This is a genomic window from Mesorhizobium sp. RSR565B, from assembly GCF_054719465.1.
This window is the reverse complement of record NZ_JBTTIE010000001.1, coordinates 3,809,539-3,824,259: the sequence shown is the minus strand read 5'-3', so window position 1 is coordinate 3,824,259 and position 14,721 is coordinate 3,809,539. Positions and strand designations below refer to the sequence as shown.

Below are 14,721 nucleotides of genomic sequence, written 5' to 3'. Positions count from 1 at the left end.
CAAAGCTGAGCCTGATGGCCGGCACGCGCACCGTCAAAGTGCATTGAGCCGGACACCGGCAAGACCAGAGAAATCACAATGGCCCTGATCAGCCTCAAATCCCTCGGCGTCACCATGAGTGCGCCGCTGTTTTCCAACCTCGACCTCACCATCGGCACCGGCGACCGGCTCGGCATCGTTGCCGCCAATGGCCGTGGCAAGTCGACCTTGCTGAAGTGCCTGACCGGCGCAATGGAGCCGACCTCCGGCGACATTTCCCGCACGCGCGGCCTGCGCGTCGGCCATGTCGAACAATCCGTTCCTCCTGCCCTTCTCGGCCGCAGCTTCCACCAGGTGGTGGCCGACGCCTTGCCGGCGGGGCAGGCCGACAGCGAGATGTGGCGGGTCGACGTGGCGCTGGATTCGCTCGACGTGCCCGAGCCGATGCGCGAACGGCCGATGCAGGCGCTGAGCGGCGGATGGCAGCGGCTGGCGCTGATTGCCCGCGTCTGGGTCACCGACCCCGATGTGCTTTTGCTCGACGAGCCCACCAACCATCTCGACCTCGCCAAGATCAGCCAGCTGGAAAGCTGGCTGAACGCCCTGCCTCGCGAGGTGCCGGTGGTCATCGCCAGTCACGACCGCGCCTTTCTCGACGCCGTCACCAACCGCACGCTGTTCTTGCGCCCGGAGGACTCGCCGGTGTTTGCACTGCCCTATTCCAGGGCGAGGCAAGCGCTCGACGACCTGGACGCTTCGACGGCGCGCCGGTTCGAGCGCGACATGAAGGTGGCGCAGCAACTGCGCAAGCAGGCCGCCAAGCTCAACAACATCGGCATCAATTCCGGCAGCGACCTTTTGACGGTGAAGACCAAGCAACTCAGGGAACGGGCGGAGAAGCTGGAAGACGCCGCGGTATCGGCGCATCGCGAGAAATCAGCCGGCGCGATCCGGCTGGCCAACCGCGGCACCCATGCCAAGGTGCTGATTACGCTGGACGACGCCACGGTGGAAACGCCGGACGGCATGCTGCTGTTCAAGACCGGCAAGCGCCACATCTGCCAGGGCGATCGCATCGTGCTGCTCGGCCGCAACGGCGTCGGCAAGTCGCGTTTCGTCAACCTGATCCGCAATGCCATCTCCGAGCCTGACACGGTGCCGAACGTCAAAGTGACGCCGTCGACGGTGCTCGGTTACAGCGACCAGGCGCTGGCCGGCATCAGTGGCGACGACACGCCTCTGGCCATGGTCTCGCGCCGCTACGATGTCGGCGAGCAGCGCGCCCGTTCGCTGCTTGCCGGCGCCGGCGTTGTCATTGAGATGCAGGAGAAGAAGATCGGCGTGCTGTCCGGCGGCCAGAAGGCGCGGCTGATGATGCTGGCGCTGAGACTCGCCAACCCCAACTTCTACCTGCTCGACGAGCCGACCAACCATCTCGACATTGACGGCCAGGAAGCGCTGGAGGAGGAACTGCTCAAGCACCAGGCGAGCTGTGTGCTCGCCTCGCACGACCGTTCCTTCATCCGCGCCATCGGCAACCGCTTCTGGCTGATCGACAAGCGGAAGCTGACCGAAGTCGAAGACCCCGAGGATTTCTTCCGCTCAGTGGCTGAAACGGCGGGCTGAGGAACTACCACCATGGGCCGCACTGTGTTGCGGCCCATGGTTTCACATCTCTCAGAATATTTTCAGCGCTCTGTCGGATCGCCTGAACCTGCTGCGTCCTTGGGATGCCGACACGATGATGCCGGCTTCATCTGAGGAGAACGCATCATGTCCATCCTGTCATCCATAGGCCGCGTCGCCGCCCGTTACGCACAGAACCGCGCCCGCTATCGCAGCGAGCGCGAGCTTCTGGCCCTGCCGATCGAACTGCGCAAGGATATCGGCTGGCCGGAAATCCTCATCGACGCGCAAAACGGCCCGCGGATCTGCAGGGCGCCCTGACCATGCGGTCGGGAAAGATCGATGCAGGCCGCCGCGGGGCGACCGTTGCTCAGTCATGCGTATCGCCAGACAGCGGCGTCGCCTGCATCGATCGACGCTTTTCGAACGCCTCGAACCAGCGCGTCAGCCGCGCCCGCGCGCGAAAGGACGGCAGCTGGCGGAACGCCATCCAGGACAGCGTGGTGGCAAGCGCTATATGGCCGACATGGAGCGATGTCTCGGCGTCCAGCGCGCTTTCGATCCAGTCATAGCTGGCCTCGATTTTTTCCCGGTAGCCTTCGGCAAGCGCTGCATAGCGCAACTGTTCGGGCCGCCTTTCCGTCTCCCAGCGCAGGCCTATGCCCGTCTGCGCCAGGCCTTGGGCGACCGCCTGCAGCCGCAACGCCTGCCAGCGCGCTTCGCCGTCCTGCGGCAGCAATTTGCGGCCGTCATGCAGCGTATCCAGATAGGCGCAGATGACATCGGAATCGAAGAGCGGCGGCGCATCCGGCCGCAGCAGCACCGGCACCTTGCCGAGCGGGTTTTCGGCGTAGACACGGGCATTGCGCAAGGTCGGGCTGGTCTCGTGATGAATGACCTCGAGCCGGTCGGCAAGCCCGACCTCATGGGCGAAGACGAGCGCCTTGCGCGCAAAGGGCGAATGGGTCTGGTAATAGAGGATCATTGTCGTCTCAGCGGGTTGGAGAAGCAGTCCCCTTTTCTAGCCTGCTCATACCGAGGATTGCGCTCTGATTGGGCGCCGCCGACGCAAGTTCGTTTCGCCAGAAAATCGCATCGGCCCAGAAAATCGCATCAGACATGTAGGATCGCCGCCGCCTCGTTCGTCCTAGGGTTCGCAAGGCCAACCAAGCGCCCAGACCAAACCCAAAGAGGAACAAGACATGACCGACCAGACCCCCATTCAGCCGGCCGCGAAAGTTCTCGGTGGATTGACCCCCTATCTGCAGCTGGACGGCGCCTTCAAGGCCGCCGAATTCTACAAGAAGGCTTTCGGCGCCGAACAGGTGTTCTTCTATCCGCCCGATGAGCAGGGCCGCACGATGCACATCCATCTCCACATCAACGGCTCGACGCTGATGATTTCCGATTTCTACCCCGAAAACGGCATGCCTGCCGTCAAGCCGCAGGGCTATACCATGCAGCTCCATCTCGGCGCCGACGAGATCGATGGCTGGTGGAAGCGCGCGGTCGGTGCCGGCTGCGAAGTCGCAGTGCCGCTGCAGCTGATGTTCTGGGGCGACCAGTGGGGCAACATGCGCGACCCCTTCGGGGTCGAATGGGCGATGAACGCGCCGGCGAAGAAAGACTGACCACCGCTGACAAAGCTCCTCACCGGCTGACGCCGGTAAGGAGCTTTGTGAGATACTCCAAGGAGAACCTCATGTCCTATGTCGATGGTTTCGTGCTCGCCGTGCCGAAGGCAAATATCGATGACTACAAGAAGCTGGCCAACCTCGCAGGCCCGATATGGAAGGAACACGGAGCGCTCGCCTACGTCGAATGTACCGCCGACGACGTGCCCTATGGCGAGTTGACCTCGTTTCCGCGTGCCGTTCAGGCAAAAGACGACGAGATCGTCGTCTTCGCCTGGGCCGTCTATTCGTCCAGGCAAAGCCGCGACGCGGTAATGGCCAAGGTTATGGCCGATCCGCGTTTGACGCCCGATTCGGGGCCCATGCCCTTCGATATGAAGCGCATGATCTTCGGCGGCTTCCAGCCCTTCATCGAGCTTTAGCCGCTGCTCAGGCCAGCTTGTCCAGCAGCGGCTTCAACCTGTCGCCATAGCGCTTCCAGAGATCGACCGAGCCCTGATACATCGGCTGGCGCACCTGCGCGGCCGAGGCCGTGCGCACCGGGCGGTCGGTCTCGTGGAACGACAGCGCCTTGTCGTCCCAGGACAGGCCGAGATGCCCGATCAGCGCCCGCGTCTGTCCCTCCTGGTCGGCCACGAAATCCTCGTAACGCACGTCATGGACGACGCCCGGCAGAACATCGTGCCAATGCGCCATGATGTCGGTGTAGATGTTGTGGAAATCGGCGAGCTCGCCCAGATCATAGCCGTAGCGGTGGTTGTCGCCGCGGAAATGCACCTTGTAGATCGAAAGGCAGGTCGCCGCCGCATCGCGCGCGCAATGGATGATCTTGGCTTTCGGCAGCATCATATGGATGAAGCCGATGAGCAGGAAGTTGCCGGGCATCTTGTCGGTGACATGCCTGAAGTTGGGATAGCGCTCATGCAGCATGTCGAGATAGGCTTGGCCCGCCTCCGCAAACTCCGCGTCGGATACATCGACCAGTCCCCAGGGGAAACCTCCCGGCATGGTCAGCGGAAATTGCTTGCCGACCGCGGTTTTCAACATGCTGAGCTCGCCCGCGCCATAGACTTGTGGATGGCTGGCGATGATCTGTTCGACCAGCGTGGTGCCGGAGCGCGGCATGCCGACGACGAAAATCGGCGTGTCGTCGGAGATTGCACTTGGCTTGTGCTTTTCGAAAAAGCCGGCGTTGAACACCGTCTTCATCGCCTCGAATTCGGCCCGCGTCCTGACCGGATCATAATCGATGCCCTTGCGGCGGATCGCATTGCCTTCAGCGAAATAGTCGAAGGCCCTGTTGTAGTCCTTCAAATCGTCATTGGCCTTGCCGAGACCGAAGGACAGCTGCATGCGCGCCAGGCTGTCGGCCGGCGCCTTGGCATGCTGGGCCTCCATGCCGGCGAGTTCGGCGTCGCGCTCCTTCTGGCGCTTGACCTGCGTCAGCATCAGCCAGGCTTTTGCCATGCCTGGCGTGATCGCCAGCGCCTGCCGGAACAGGTCGGCCGCCTCATCGAGCTTGCCTTTTTCCATCAGCCCGACGCCGAGCCCGTGCAACAGGTCGGCATCCCTGGGCCGGATCGTCAGCGCCTCGCGAAAGGTCGCCAGCGCCTCGTCCAGACGACCGGCTTCCTGCAACGTTTCGGCAAGCCCGATGCGGGCGCGGACATGGAAGGGATTGCGCCCGATTGTGCCGCGATAGATGTCCTCCGCAGCCTCGAACTGGCCGAGCTGTTTCAACGCCGAACCCAGATTGTCGCGTGCCGCGAGCTGGTCGGGCTTGAGATCTACCGCGCCGCGGAAGAAATCGGCGGCCGCTGCGATGCGGCCGAGATCGCGCATCACCGTGCCGAGATTGTTGAGGAAATCGGGATTCTTCGGCTGCAGACGCACAGACTGCTCGATCAGCTCCAGGCCTTCGGGGTTGCGCCCGGTCTGGTGCAGCAACAGGCCCAGGAAATGCGCCGCTGCCGGGTGATTGGCCTTGCGCGCCAGCACCTGCCGGTACAGCGTCTCGGCCTCCTGCCGGCGCCCGGCCTGATGCAGCTGCAGCGCCTGCTGCACATATTGGTCGAGGCCCAGCGGCGGCTGTCCGCCAGCTCCAGCACCCGCCGCTCTTCTCTGATCTCTGTTGATGGGAAACCTGCCGTGTTTTGTCCGCTTGCCGCGATCTAGGCCATCGGCGCTGCAGGTTCAAGGGAAGAGTGGGCTCGCCAAGGGCGCGGACCTCTTCGAAACTCTAGAGGAATTCCAGGAAAATGTAGCGTTCAAATCAGCCGGTTGCTCTCGGCGAGCCGGCGCTCCCGCCGTTGCGTGCCGTCGGTGTCGGCAATCTTGCGCCGTGCCGCTTCGTCGCTTCTTATCGTCAGGCGCACTGATATTGCCTTGGGGAAGAGGACGATTGGCTCGATTGTTGCGGTCGGACGATCCGGCGTTTTCATGAATCTCATATATTTTTGCCTTTCGTAAAAAATAATCTTAGGGGCACCGGAATAATTATTCCGATGCGCTCTAAATAAGAAATTGGCTGATATTGTTCCACGATAGCAGATTTATTAGGGGTTTATACGAGAAATTTTTTATACCGGTCGAGCCGTGGCGGAAATCAGCTTGAATAGCCAACAATTTCGGATTATTGATCTGAGATCGTTTTTTGGGTCAAGCTTGGCATATAGCGGCGTCGGAGATACTCGACCCGCCAAACTCATTCCAATCGCCGATGGTTGAGTTCCCGGTTGATGCCGGAAAGCATCGACGAACCAGAGCCAAGCCAATGCCGGATCGCACCACCCGTTCCATCGCCCATTTCGCGGCACCCTTCGTGCTTGGCGGGCTGGAAGGGCAACTGCCGGCCGGCGACTATGACATCGATCACGACGAAGAGCTGATCGAGGGCATGTCGCGGCTTGCCTGGCGTCGCGTCGCCACCTTCATCCATTTGCCGGCAAGGGCGGTGAAGAACCCGGCCACCAGCCAGCTTGTCGCCATCGACTACCTCGAACTCGAAACAGCGCTGAGGCGCGACCAGGAGAACGCAGCATGATCCGCTTCCAGCAGAATGCGCGTCCGCGCACCGACACGCCCTCGCACCTCTTCGCCATCGGCCAGACCGTGCGCATGAAGAGCCGCAGCGGGCTCGCCCAGAAGACCGCCGAGCTGTTTCAGATCAAGAGCAGATTGCCGGTCAAGGATGGCTCGCCGCAATATCGCATCCGCAGCGAGGAGGAGACCTATGAGCGGGTCACCACGGAAGACAACCTCGAAGTAGCGGACGCCCCGGCTGTCCCCGACAGCCAGGCAGTCTGACACCGCACCCACCCAGCACGTACGAAGGAGCAGACAGATGGCCAAGGGTCAGCAGCGCAGCAATCGCGAAACGCGCAAGCCCAAGAAAGACAAGGTGGTGGCCAAGGCCGCCTCCCCGTTCGGTTCCTCGGTCAAGCAGGCAGAGAGCAGCCTGAAGCCGAAGTCGAAGGGCTGACCAGGCAGGGCGCGCCTGGCGCACCTGCCGGCAATGGACTGACGATCTCGGACTGACGATCTCGCCCAAAACTCTGCAACGGAGGCTTGCTTGACGTTCTTCGTCGAGCCGCTCGCGCGACGTCGACGAAGCCACGCTCGACAAGGTATCCTTCTTCCCTTGGAGGTGAGAAGCGGTCCGCGCAGCGGACGAAAAGCCAATTGTTGGCTTTTCGAGTTTCGAACGCCCTGAGCCTGCGAAGGACCAAGGGTGGTCCGGTCCACCCGCCCGGTCCCCGCTGCTTCGCAGGGTCCCGGCATTCGCCGCCTTTTTTATCGTGCCAGTGGGACGGTGAATTCGCCTCCGGCGGACTCACCCGACAGGGGAGAAGGAAAAATCAGCAGGGGCCGTCCTCGACGACGCGGTAGTCGGCGGCACGGGCCTCGCAGGCGTTGGGAAAGGTGCGCAGCTCGCCATGGCGGCGGGCGCAGACCGGGGCGTATTCGCGCGTGCAGAATGTCGGCTCTTCGCCACCACCGCCACCACCGCCGCCGTCGCGGCAAGGGCCGTCGCGAACGATGCGGTAGCCTTCCCGTTCGGCAAGGCAGGCATTGGCGAAGGTCTGGCGGTCACCGCCGCGCCGCGCGCAGACCGGCTCGTATTGCCTGGTGCAGAATTCCGGTTCCGGCCGTGGCGGGCGCGGACGTGGTCCCGGCCCGTCATCGACGACGACGGTGCAGGCCGCAAGAAGACCCGACAGGAAGAGAATAGTAAAACCCTGGCGCGAGAAGATCGTCGCAAGAAATCTCATGAATATGCCTCCCTCGAGACCCCCGTCCCCGGCGCAAAACGCGCCTGTCGATCCTCGCCATTCCCTTGCCAAATGCAACCCCCGTTTGCGGCGCGGGAGCCATGCGATGCCCGGCCCGCGCATTGCTTTGGCCCTGGACCAAACCGCTGGACCATGCGTGGCCGGGCTCTGGCTGATGAAACTTAAGAACCCAGGTTTATCGAAGCGCCTTCGTTGGGATGCGTCGATGGACGCGGCCCGCGGCGCTATCTTGCAACGATCACGTTTCCGTGCGATAAATTTTGTGTTCGGGCATTTGCGACCCGGAGAGCGGAACGTTTTGGACGACCTTTCCCCGATACTGTGAATCTCTGACGGCCCCATTTTCGGCGGGGGGTTTTACCATGCGCAAATGCAGGACTGCCGAAGCAACCACCGGGACTTGCCCACGATGCCAGGCGGCGGGCAAACCATAAGACTGACACGGGTGAAGGAGTTTCCCCAATGGCCCAGACCGGCACCGTTAAATTCTTCAACGCGACCAAAGGCTTCGGCTTCATCACGCCCGACGGCGGCGCCAAGGATGTGTTCGTCCACATTTCCGCGATCGAGGCCTCGGGCCTGCGTACCCTCGTCGACGGCCAGAAGGTCACCTTCGACGTTGAACCCGACCGCATGGGCAAGGGTCCGAAGGCGGTCAACCTCCGCGCGGCCTGAACCGGCGGTGCCCGCGCGCCCGTCGGGCGCTCGAAAAAGCACCTAAAGCGTGTTTGAACCGGCTTTGTCAGCCGTCCAGAGTTTCGAAGGCGCGACGTTTCCCGTTGCGCCTTTTTCATGACCGCCGTCGCCGGAGGCAAAGGACGCTTTATCGGTCAATGCCGTGGCTGATCGCCGGAGCAATCGTCTGGCGCGAATTGCCTTCGGTGCCACGATCTATTTGACCAGCCTTCAGCGTTGCCGCCGTCGCCAAAACTTTCTCTTGCCGATAGCGCTAAAATAAAGGACAAATTTCCCTTCGGGCATTTGCCGGCCCGAAACTGGACTTTATGGGATCAAAGGGAGCTTCCCATGCCGCAGACCGGCACCGTCAAATTCTTCAATCATGCCAAAGGCTTCGGCTTCATTACGCCCGACGACGGGCAGAAGGATGTCTTTGTTCATATTTCGGCCGTGCAGGCTTCGGGTCTTTCCGGTCTGGAGGATGGACAAAAAGTGACATTCGACACCGAGCCGGACAAGCGCGGCAAGGGTCCAAAGGCCGTCAACCTGTCGGTCGGCTAAGCCGGCTCAAGACAGTCCGGACGGAGATTGACGAGGCGGAGCGCCTTGCGTACGCGCTTGGTTTTGCCGCAAGAACTGGATCGTATCAGCCAATTCCGTTCAGCCCCCGTTCAGCCACGGTCTTCTATTAATCGTCCCCTAGGCTGGACCGCATCCCCGAAAACTATCCGGGCCGGCACGAAGGAGACCAAAATGAATCGCATTTTCAAGACCGCCATCCTGGGCGCCGCTCTCGCCGCGACCACCCTCGCCACCTTGCCTGCCGCCAATGCCAAGGACTGGAACCGCTGGCATCATGGCCATGGTCGTCATCATAATGGCGACGCGCTTGCGGCCGGTGTCGTCGGCCTTGCGGCCGGCGCTCTGATCGCCGGTGCGCTGAGCAACCCGCAGCCGCGCTACAGCAGCTATGATGACGATTACGACTACCGCGAAGTGCGGCCGGCGCCGGTGCGCCGTTACTATGCCGAACCGCGGGTCGTCTATGCCGACCGCTATGCCGAGCCGTGGACCCGCGACTGGTACGAATACTGCTCGGACCGCTACCGGAGCTTCAATGCCCGCAGCGGCACGTTCACCGGCAATGACGGTGAGCAGCATTTCTGCGTCGCGAATTGAGCTTCCCTGTCCCACAAAAAGCGCTGACCGCAAGGCCAGCGCTTTTTTTTGGCAGAAAGACATCGCTAAGTCAGGAAGGGATTGGTCCGCCTCTCCTCGCCAAAGCGGCCACCCGGGCCGTGGCCGCAGATGAAGCCGATCTCATCACCGAGCGGCAAAAGCTTGTTCTTAATCGAGGCGATCAGCGCCGCATGGTCGCCGCCCGGCAGGTCGGTGCGCCCGACCGAGCCGCGAAACAGCACGTCGCCGACATGAGCGAACTTCGCCGCGCGATTGTAGTATACGACATGGCCGGGCGCATGGCCGGGGCAGTGCAGCACCTCGAACATATGTGAGCCGAACGAAACCGTCTCGCCCTCTGCGAGAAACCGGTCGGGCACGCAGTTGCGCGCCCCGGCAATGCCGTAGCGCTGGCCCTGGTTCTCGAGATTGTCGAGCAATAGCTTGTCGGCTTCGTGCGGGCCGATGATCTCGATGCCGAGTGCTTCCTTCAGCTCCATGGCGCCGCCGGCGTGATCGATGTGGCCATGGGTGATCCAGATCGCAGCGGCGGTGATCGCATTGTCCTTCAGCACCGCCAGCACCTTGTCGATGTCGCCGCCCGGATCGACGACGACGCCATGCTTGTCATCCATGTCGAACAGGATGGTGCAGTTCTGCTGGAAAGGCGTGACCGGCACGATGCCGGCATTGAGCTGACCCATGATTGTCCTTTCGCTGTTCCAGCGTGATGTAGAGGCGCGGGCGAAGGCCGTCCACTGCTGAAAGGCAAACAGTCCGTCCTAAAACAGAAATGGGCGGCCCAACGGCCGCCCATTTGACGAAGCCTCAGTCTCAAGCAATTCCAGGAAAAGTGTAAAGCGGTTTTCCGTCCGGAATTGCGTAAAACAACAAACTAGATCATTCGCCGTGAAACGGTGAATGATCTAGTTGGCTTACTTCTTCATCGCGCCCATGACCGCACCGATGATGCCGGTCAGGATGGCGCCGCCGCCGGCGCCGCCGAGCAGGTTTTTGAGGTTCAGCGTATCGCCCAATCCGCCCGCTGCCGTTGCAGCCGCTGCCGGGTCGGCCGTGCCGCCGAGCAGGCTGCCGAGGATCGCCGCCCCGCCAACGCCGCCAACCGCGCCGCCGAGGATTTTGGTCAACTGGCCCATCGCCGCATTCTTCAGCGCAACGCCGACCGCCTGACCACCGACAACACCTGCAATTACCTGTACAACGAGCGCAATGAGCGTATTCGTATCCATGTACCTAGTCCCTCCATAGCTGCCAGCCTCCCGGGCCGACACCATCATGAGACGCTGAATTGTACGAAAGTCAAATGCACAGATGCTGAAATAAAGGGGCCGGCCTCAAAACCGCCCCTGCTTGCGAAAAAAGCTGTGACTTTCGTTATTCTGCGGCTATCGCATGCTTAGGTTGCACCGCAGCAGAATAGTCGTTCATCAAAGTCTTGTCGATCTCGCCGACCTCGAATCGGTACGGACCGATCTCGGAGACCGGCGTCACTTCCGCTGCCGTTCCGGTGAGGAAGCACTGTTCGAAGCCTTCGAGTTCCTCAGGCATGATGGCGCGCTCGACGACTTCAAGGCCGCGGTCCTTGGCGAGGCCGATGACGGTGCGGCGGGTGATGCCGTCGAGGAAGCAATCGGGCTTCGGCGTGTGGATCTTGCCATCCTTGACGAAGAAGATGTTGGCGCCCGTTGCTTCGGCGACCTGGCCGCGCCAGTCGAGCATCATGGCATCGGCATAGCCCTTGGCCTCGGCGGCATGCTTGGACATGGTGCAGATCATGTAGAGGCCGGCGGCCTTCGACTTCGACGGCGCGGTGCGCGGATCGGGCCGGCGCCATTCCGCCAGATCGAGACGGATGCCCTTGAGCTTCTGCGCCGGGTCGAAATAGCTCGGCCATTGCCAGATGGCGATGGCGCAGTTGATGCGGCTGTTCTGCGCCGACACCCCCATCTGTTCGCTGCCGCGCCAGGCGATCGGCCTGACATAGGCGTCCTGGAAACCCTGCTTCTTCAGAAGCGTGGTCGAGGCGTCATTGAGCTCGGCCACGGAATAGGGAATATTGAAGCCGAGCAGGCGCGCCGATTCATGCAGACGCTCGGTGTGCTCATTGAGCTTGAAGATGGCGCCGCCATAGGCGCGCTCGCCCTCGAAGACGGCGCTGGCATAGTGCAGGCCGTGGGTCAGCACGTGGATCTTGGCGTCGGCCCATTTGACGAACTCGCCGTTGATCCAGATGAAGCCGTCCAGTTGGTCGAAGGGAACGGATGCCATGGAAACCTCCCGCGGGCGGCGACCCGCACATCATTAGTGTTGTTTTTTGTTGCGCGACAGCCGCGTCGGGCGGCCCTTGAAGCGTAAGCGGAGAATCGAACTCTGGCAAACTCAGGAAGTTCCGGAAAAACCGCACTCCCTTGCCTTTTCGTTCGCATTCACCCGAAAAGCTTGTCAAAAATTACCATTGCGGGGAAATTACGTCAATAGTACTGACATAATTTCCCTCTATGGACGGAGAAATGATGACGGATCGAAGCCCAGCTGCCGGAAAACCGATCAAGACACCGATCACCGACGAGGACGGCATCGACTTCGCCATCATCGAACTGTTCTTCTTTGCGTATCGCGATTTCACTTCCGATCCGGACCAAATCCTGGCCGATTACGGCTTTGGCCGCGCCCATCACCGTGTGCTGCATTTCGTCAACCGCCGGCCGGGACTGACGGTCGCCGAACTGCTCGACGTGCTCAAGATCACCAAGCAGAGCCTGGCGCGGGTGCTCAAGCAGCTGATCGACACCGACCATGTCGTCCAATTGCAGGGTCCGCGCGACCGCCGCCAGCGGGAGCTCTATCCGACAGCCAAGGGCCGCGCCTTGGCGCTGGCCCTGGCGCGGCCACAGTCACGCCGCATCCGTGCTGCATTGGAAGATTCCGGAGCCAGCGAGCGTCCCTTGATCGAACGATTCCTGGAAGCCATGGTCAATCCGGAACTAAGGGCGCAGATCGACATTGTGCCTGCAAACATGTCAGGGAAAAGTCATGGAGACCATTGAGAGGGTGGACCAGCCGACGGCGCCGGACGATGACGCGCCGCATCTGCTTGTGGTCGACGACGACACCCGCATCCGCAATTTGCTCAAGCAGTATCTGACCGAAAATGGCTTTCGCGTCACTGTCGCCGGAAATGCCGGCGAGGCCAGGCGCAAGCTCGCCGGGCTCGACTTCGACCTCCTTGTCCTCGACGTCATGATGCCCGGAGAGACCGGCGTCGACCTCACCAAGGCGCTGCGGGCGGAGAAGAACGTGCCGATCCTGATGCTCACCGCGCTATCGGAAACCGACAGCCGCATCACCGGGCTCGAGGCCGGCGCCGACGACTATCTGCCCAAGCCCTTCGACCCGCGCGAACTGATCCTGCGCATCAACAACATCCTGCGCCGCGGCGGCCCGGCGACGACGCCCAAGGTCGAGCAGCTGGTCTTCGGCCCCTACACCTTCCAGATCGCCAGGCGCGAGCTGAAGCGGGGCGGCGAGGCTCTGAAGCTGACCGACCGCGAGCAGGAGATCCTGGCGATCTTTGCCGCGCGGGCCGGCGAAACCATCCCGCGCCATGAGCTTGTCGGTGACGATTCGGAAGTCGGCGAGCGCACCATCGACGTTCAGATCAACCGGCTGCGCCGCAAGATCGAGCGCGATCCGTCCAATCCGGTCTGGCTGCAGACGGTGCGCGGTATTGGGTATCGGCTCAGCGTGGAATAGAATGCCGCTGACGGCCGCCCTTTGGCCATAGATATGTGGCCATCGACCAGCGGCCATTGACCCAGCGGAAGGATAAATGGCGACCACGCAACTGGAACGGCCGGAACAAGGCGGCTTTGGCGCGCGCGTATCACGCGCGCTGAAAGCAATGCCGCGTGCCTGGAAGCGGTTCTGGCGGCTGGTTGCGTTCTATATGCCCAAGCGGCTTTATGCCCGCTCGCTGATCATCGTCATCGCGCCGATGATCCTTCTGCAGTCGGTCGTCGCCTTCGACTTCATGGAACGCCACTGGGCAACCGTGACGCAGCGCCTGTCGCAGGCCACCGTGCGCGACATCGCCGCGATCATCGACATGATCGAGACCTATCCGCATGATGGCGACTACGCCAACATCATCCGCATCGCCCAGGACCGCATGCAGTTGAAGGTCGACCTCTTGCCGCCCGACCCGTTGCCGGCGCCTGGACCCAAGCCCTTCTTCTCGATCCTTGACGACGTCCTTTCCACCGAGATCACCCGCCAGATCAACCGCCCGTTCTGGATCGACACGGTCGGCAATTCCAACATCGTCGAGGTCCGCATCCAGCTCGAGGGCAAGGTGCTGCGCGTCTTCGTGCGCCGCAGCCAGGCCTATGCCTCCAACACCCACATCTTCCTGATCTGGATGGTCGGGACGTCGCTGGTGCTGCTGACGATCGCCATCCCCTTCCTTCGCAACCAGATCCGGCCGATCCTGTCTCTGGCCGAGGCCGCCGAAAGCTTCGGCAAGGGCCGGCCGATGCCGCGCGATTTCCGCCCACGCGGCGCCGAGGAGGTCCGCCGGGCCGGCTTTGCCTTCATCCAGATGCGCGAGCGCATCGAACGCCAGCTGGAACAGCGCACCGCCATGCTGACCGGCGTCAGCCACGATCTCAGAACCATCCTCACCCGCTTCAAGCTGCAGCTGGCGCTGGCCGGCGGCAAGCCCGAGACCAAGGCCGCGCTCAACCAGGACATCGACGACATGCAGTCGATGCTGGAAGGCTATATCGCCTTTGCCCGCGGCGAAGCGTCGGAAGATGCCGGCCATTTCGATCTCGAGGCTTATTTCCAAAAGCTCGGCGAGGAGGCGTCGCTGCACAAGCGCAAGCTATCGACCGTGCTTGCCGGTGATCCGGACGTGCATGTGCGCCCGCACGCTTTCGCCCGGCTGTTGTCCAATGTCGCCGGCAATGCCTTGCGCTATGCCAAGACGGTGGAGATCAGCGCCGATCACGGCCGCGGCTCACTCGTCGTCACCATCGACGATGACGGTCCGGGCATCCCGCCGGAAAAGCGCGAAGACGTGTTCAAACCGTTCGTGCGGCTCGACGAGGCGCGCAACCTAGACGCCAGCGGCACCGGCCTTGGTCTCTCTATCGCCCGCGATATTGCCCGCAGCCATGGCGGCGACATCATGCTGGAAGACAGCCCGCTCGGCGGCCTAAGGGCGGTAATCAAGGTGCCCGCCTGACCAAAGCATGATCTGGAAGGCGGGGCTCGGCCAAAAACCACCTTCATCCGCCCGTCATGAAACCATG

Annotated in this window: 20 protein-coding genes; 13 read left to right on the top strand and 7 right to left on the bottom strand. The window is 62.2% G+C overall.

Annotated features, from left to right (window positions below; translation table 11 throughout):
• Nucleotides 1-78 precede the first annotated feature (78 nt).
• Nucleotides 79-1,605, top strand: coding sequence for an ABC-F family ATP-binding cassette domain-containing protein (locus tag ACYG9R_RS18615; RefSeq protein WP_023823420.1), 1,527 nt, complete (start codon nucleotides 79-81; stop codon nucleotides 1,603-1,605).
• Nucleotides 1,606-1,752: 147 nt separating this feature from the next.
• The gene (locus tag ACYG9R_RS18610) at nucleotides 1,753-1,926 is read left to right on the top strand and encodes a hypothetical protein (protein WP_023672009.1); all 174 of its coding nucleotides are present in this window, start codon (nucleotides 1,753-1,755) and stop codon (nucleotides 1,924-1,926) included.
• A 49-nt stretch (nucleotides 1,927-1,975) separates the two neighbouring features.
• Here the strand turns inward: ACYG9R_RS18610 and ACYG9R_RS18605 are convergent, their stop codons facing one another.
• Nucleotides 1,976-2,590: a glutathione S-transferase family protein gene (locus ACYG9R_RS18605; protein WP_023691562.1), complete on the bottom strand. Its 615-nt coding sequence runs from the start codon at nucleotides 2,588-2,590 to the stop codon at nucleotides 1,976-1,978.
• A 217-nt stretch (nucleotides 2,591-2,807) separates the two neighbouring features.
• Between ACYG9R_RS18605 and ACYG9R_RS18600 the strand changes: the two genes are divergently transcribed.
• Nucleotides 2,808-3,236 (top strand): VOC family protein, encoded by a 429-nt coding sequence (locus ACYG9R_RS18600; protein WP_023691563.1) that lies wholly within the window; start codon nucleotides 2,808-2,810, stop codon nucleotides 3,234-3,236.
• A 71-nt stretch (nucleotides 3,237-3,307) separates the two neighbouring features.
• Nucleotides 3,308-3,661 carry a DUF1428 domain-containing protein gene (locus ACYG9R_RS18595; RefSeq protein ID WP_023733342.1) on the top strand — a complete coding sequence of 118 codons (354 nt, stop codon included), beginning with the start codon at nucleotides 3,308-3,310 and terminating at the stop codon, nucleotides 3,659-3,661.
• A 7-nt stretch (nucleotides 3,662-3,668) separates the two neighbouring features.
• On the opposite strand, the gene ACYG9R_RS18590 is transcribed toward ACYG9R_RS18595, so the two are convergent.
• Together ACYG9R_RS18590 and ACYG9R_RS18585 are read right to left on the bottom strand one after the other, a co-directional pair.
• Entirely contained in the window at nucleotides 3,669-5,303 is a 1,635-nt protein-coding gene (locus ACYG9R_RS18590) for a tetratricopeptide repeat-containing sulfotransferase family protein (protein WP_023691564.1), read from the bottom strand.
• 203 nt (nucleotides 5,304-5,506) lie between these two features.
• Nucleotides 5,507-5,689, bottom strand: coding sequence for a hypothetical protein (locus ACYG9R_RS18585; protein WP_023683727.1), 183 nt, complete (start codon nucleotides 5,687-5,689; stop codon nucleotides 5,507-5,509).
• A gap of 323 nt (nucleotides 5,690-6,012) precedes the next feature.
• Here ACYG9R_RS18585 and ACYG9R_RS18580 point away from each other — a divergent pair, with 323 nt between their 5' ends.
• Genes ACYG9R_RS18580 through ACYG9R_RS18570 form a run of 3 tightly spaced genes read left to right on the top strand, consistent with a single transcriptional unit; the run spans nucleotide 6,013 to nucleotide 6,720 of the window.
• The gene (locus tag ACYG9R_RS18580; protein WP_023672014.1) at nucleotides 6,013-6,282 is read left to right on the top strand and encodes a hypothetical protein; all 270 of its coding nucleotides are present in this window, start codon (nucleotides 6,013-6,015) and stop codon (nucleotides 6,280-6,282) included.
• The gene (locus ACYG9R_RS18575) at nucleotides 6,279-6,545 is read left to right on the top strand and encodes a hypothetical protein (protein WP_023672015.1); all 267 of its coding nucleotides are present in this window, start codon (nucleotides 6,279-6,281) and stop codon (nucleotides 6,543-6,545) included. The genes ACYG9R_RS18580 and ACYG9R_RS18575 overlap by 4 nt, the downstream gene beginning before the upstream one ends.
• A 37-nt stretch (nucleotides 6,546-6,582) precedes the next feature.
• Nucleotides 6,583-6,720 carry a hypothetical protein gene (locus ACYG9R_RS18570; RefSeq protein ID WP_023683725.1) on the top strand — a complete coding sequence of 46 codons (138 nt, stop codon included), beginning with the start codon at nucleotides 6,583-6,585 and terminating at the stop codon, nucleotides 6,718-6,720.
• 376 nt (nucleotides 6,721-7,096) lie between these two features.
• Here ACYG9R_RS18570 and ACYG9R_RS18565 read toward each other — a convergent pair whose 3' ends face one another.
• Nucleotides 7,097-7,510, bottom strand: a complete 414-nt coding sequence (locus tag ACYG9R_RS18565) for a Kazal-type serine protease inhibitor domain-containing protein (RefSeq protein WP_023672018.1) — start codon at nucleotides 7,508-7,510, stop codon at nucleotides 7,097-7,099.
• Between the two features lie 483 nt (nucleotides 7,511-7,993).
• On the opposite strand from ACYG9R_RS18565, the gene ACYG9R_RS18560 reads away from it, so the two are divergent.
• The 3 genes from ACYG9R_RS18560 (at nucleotide 7,994) to ACYG9R_RS18550 (ending at nucleotide 9,388) form a co-directional block, all read left to right on the top strand.
• Complete coding sequence (locus ACYG9R_RS18560; protein WP_006202520.1) at nucleotides 7,994-8,206, top strand: cold-shock protein; 213 nt, start codon at nucleotides 7,994-7,996, stop codon at nucleotides 8,204-8,206.
• Nucleotides 8,207-8,557: 351 nt separating this feature from the next.
• Nucleotides 8,558-8,770 carry a cold-shock protein gene (locus ACYG9R_RS18555; protein WP_023672019.1) on the top strand — a complete coding sequence of 71 codons (213 nt, stop codon included), beginning with the start codon at nucleotides 8,558-8,560 and terminating at the stop codon, nucleotides 8,768-8,770.
• A gap of 192 nt (nucleotides 8,771-8,962) precedes the next feature.
• The gene (locus ACYG9R_RS18550) at nucleotides 8,963-9,388 is read left to right on the top strand and encodes a BA14K family protein (RefSeq protein WP_023672020.1); all 426 of its coding nucleotides are present in this window, start codon (nucleotides 8,963-8,965) and stop codon (nucleotides 9,386-9,388) included.
• A gap of 65 nt (nucleotides 9,389-9,453) precedes the next feature.
• On the opposite strand, the gene ACYG9R_RS18545 is transcribed toward ACYG9R_RS18550, so the two are convergent.
• The 3 genes from ACYG9R_RS18545 to ACYG9R_RS18535 form a co-directional block, all read right to left on the bottom strand.
• Nucleotides 9,454-10,092, bottom strand: coding sequence for an MBL fold metallo-hydrolase (locus tag ACYG9R_RS18545; protein ID WP_023695789.1), 639 nt, complete (start codon nucleotides 10,090-10,092; stop codon nucleotides 9,454-9,456).
• 231 nt (nucleotides 10,093-10,323) lie between these two features.
• On the bottom strand, nucleotides 10,324-10,638 hold the full coding sequence (locus tag ACYG9R_RS18540; protein ID WP_023672022.1) for a hypothetical protein: 315 nt from the start codon (nucleotides 10,636-10,638) through the stop codon (nucleotides 10,324-10,326).
• A gap of 145 nt (nucleotides 10,639-10,783) precedes the next feature.
• Complete coding sequence (locus ACYG9R_RS18535; protein WP_023701589.1) at nucleotides 10,784-11,677, bottom strand: branched-chain amino acid aminotransferase; 894 nt, start codon at nucleotides 11,675-11,677, stop codon at nucleotides 10,784-10,786.
• A 245-nt stretch (nucleotides 11,678-11,922) separates the two neighbouring features.
• On the opposite strand from ACYG9R_RS18535, the gene ACYG9R_RS18530 reads away from it, so the two are divergent.
• The 3 genes from ACYG9R_RS18530 (at nucleotide 11,923) to ACYG9R_RS18520 (ending at nucleotide 14,654) form a co-directional block, all read left to right on the top strand.
• Nucleotides 11,923-12,456, top strand: a complete 534-nt coding sequence (locus ACYG9R_RS18530) for a MarR family winged helix-turn-helix transcriptional regulator (protein WP_023734975.1) — start codon at nucleotides 11,923-11,925, stop codon at nucleotides 12,454-12,456.
• Nucleotides 12,443-13,162, top strand: a complete 720-nt coding sequence (locus ACYG9R_RS18525; protein ID WP_023672025.1) for a response regulator — start codon at nucleotides 12,443-12,445, stop codon at nucleotides 13,160-13,162. The genes ACYG9R_RS18530 and ACYG9R_RS18525 overlap by 14 nt, the downstream gene beginning before the upstream one ends.
• A 76-nt stretch (nucleotides 13,163-13,238) precedes the next feature.
• Entirely contained in the window at nucleotides 13,239-14,654 is a 1,416-nt protein-coding gene (locus tag ACYG9R_RS18520) for an ATP-binding protein (protein WP_023672026.1), read from the top strand.
• The last annotated feature ends 67 nt before the right edge of the window (nucleotides 14,655-14,721 follow it).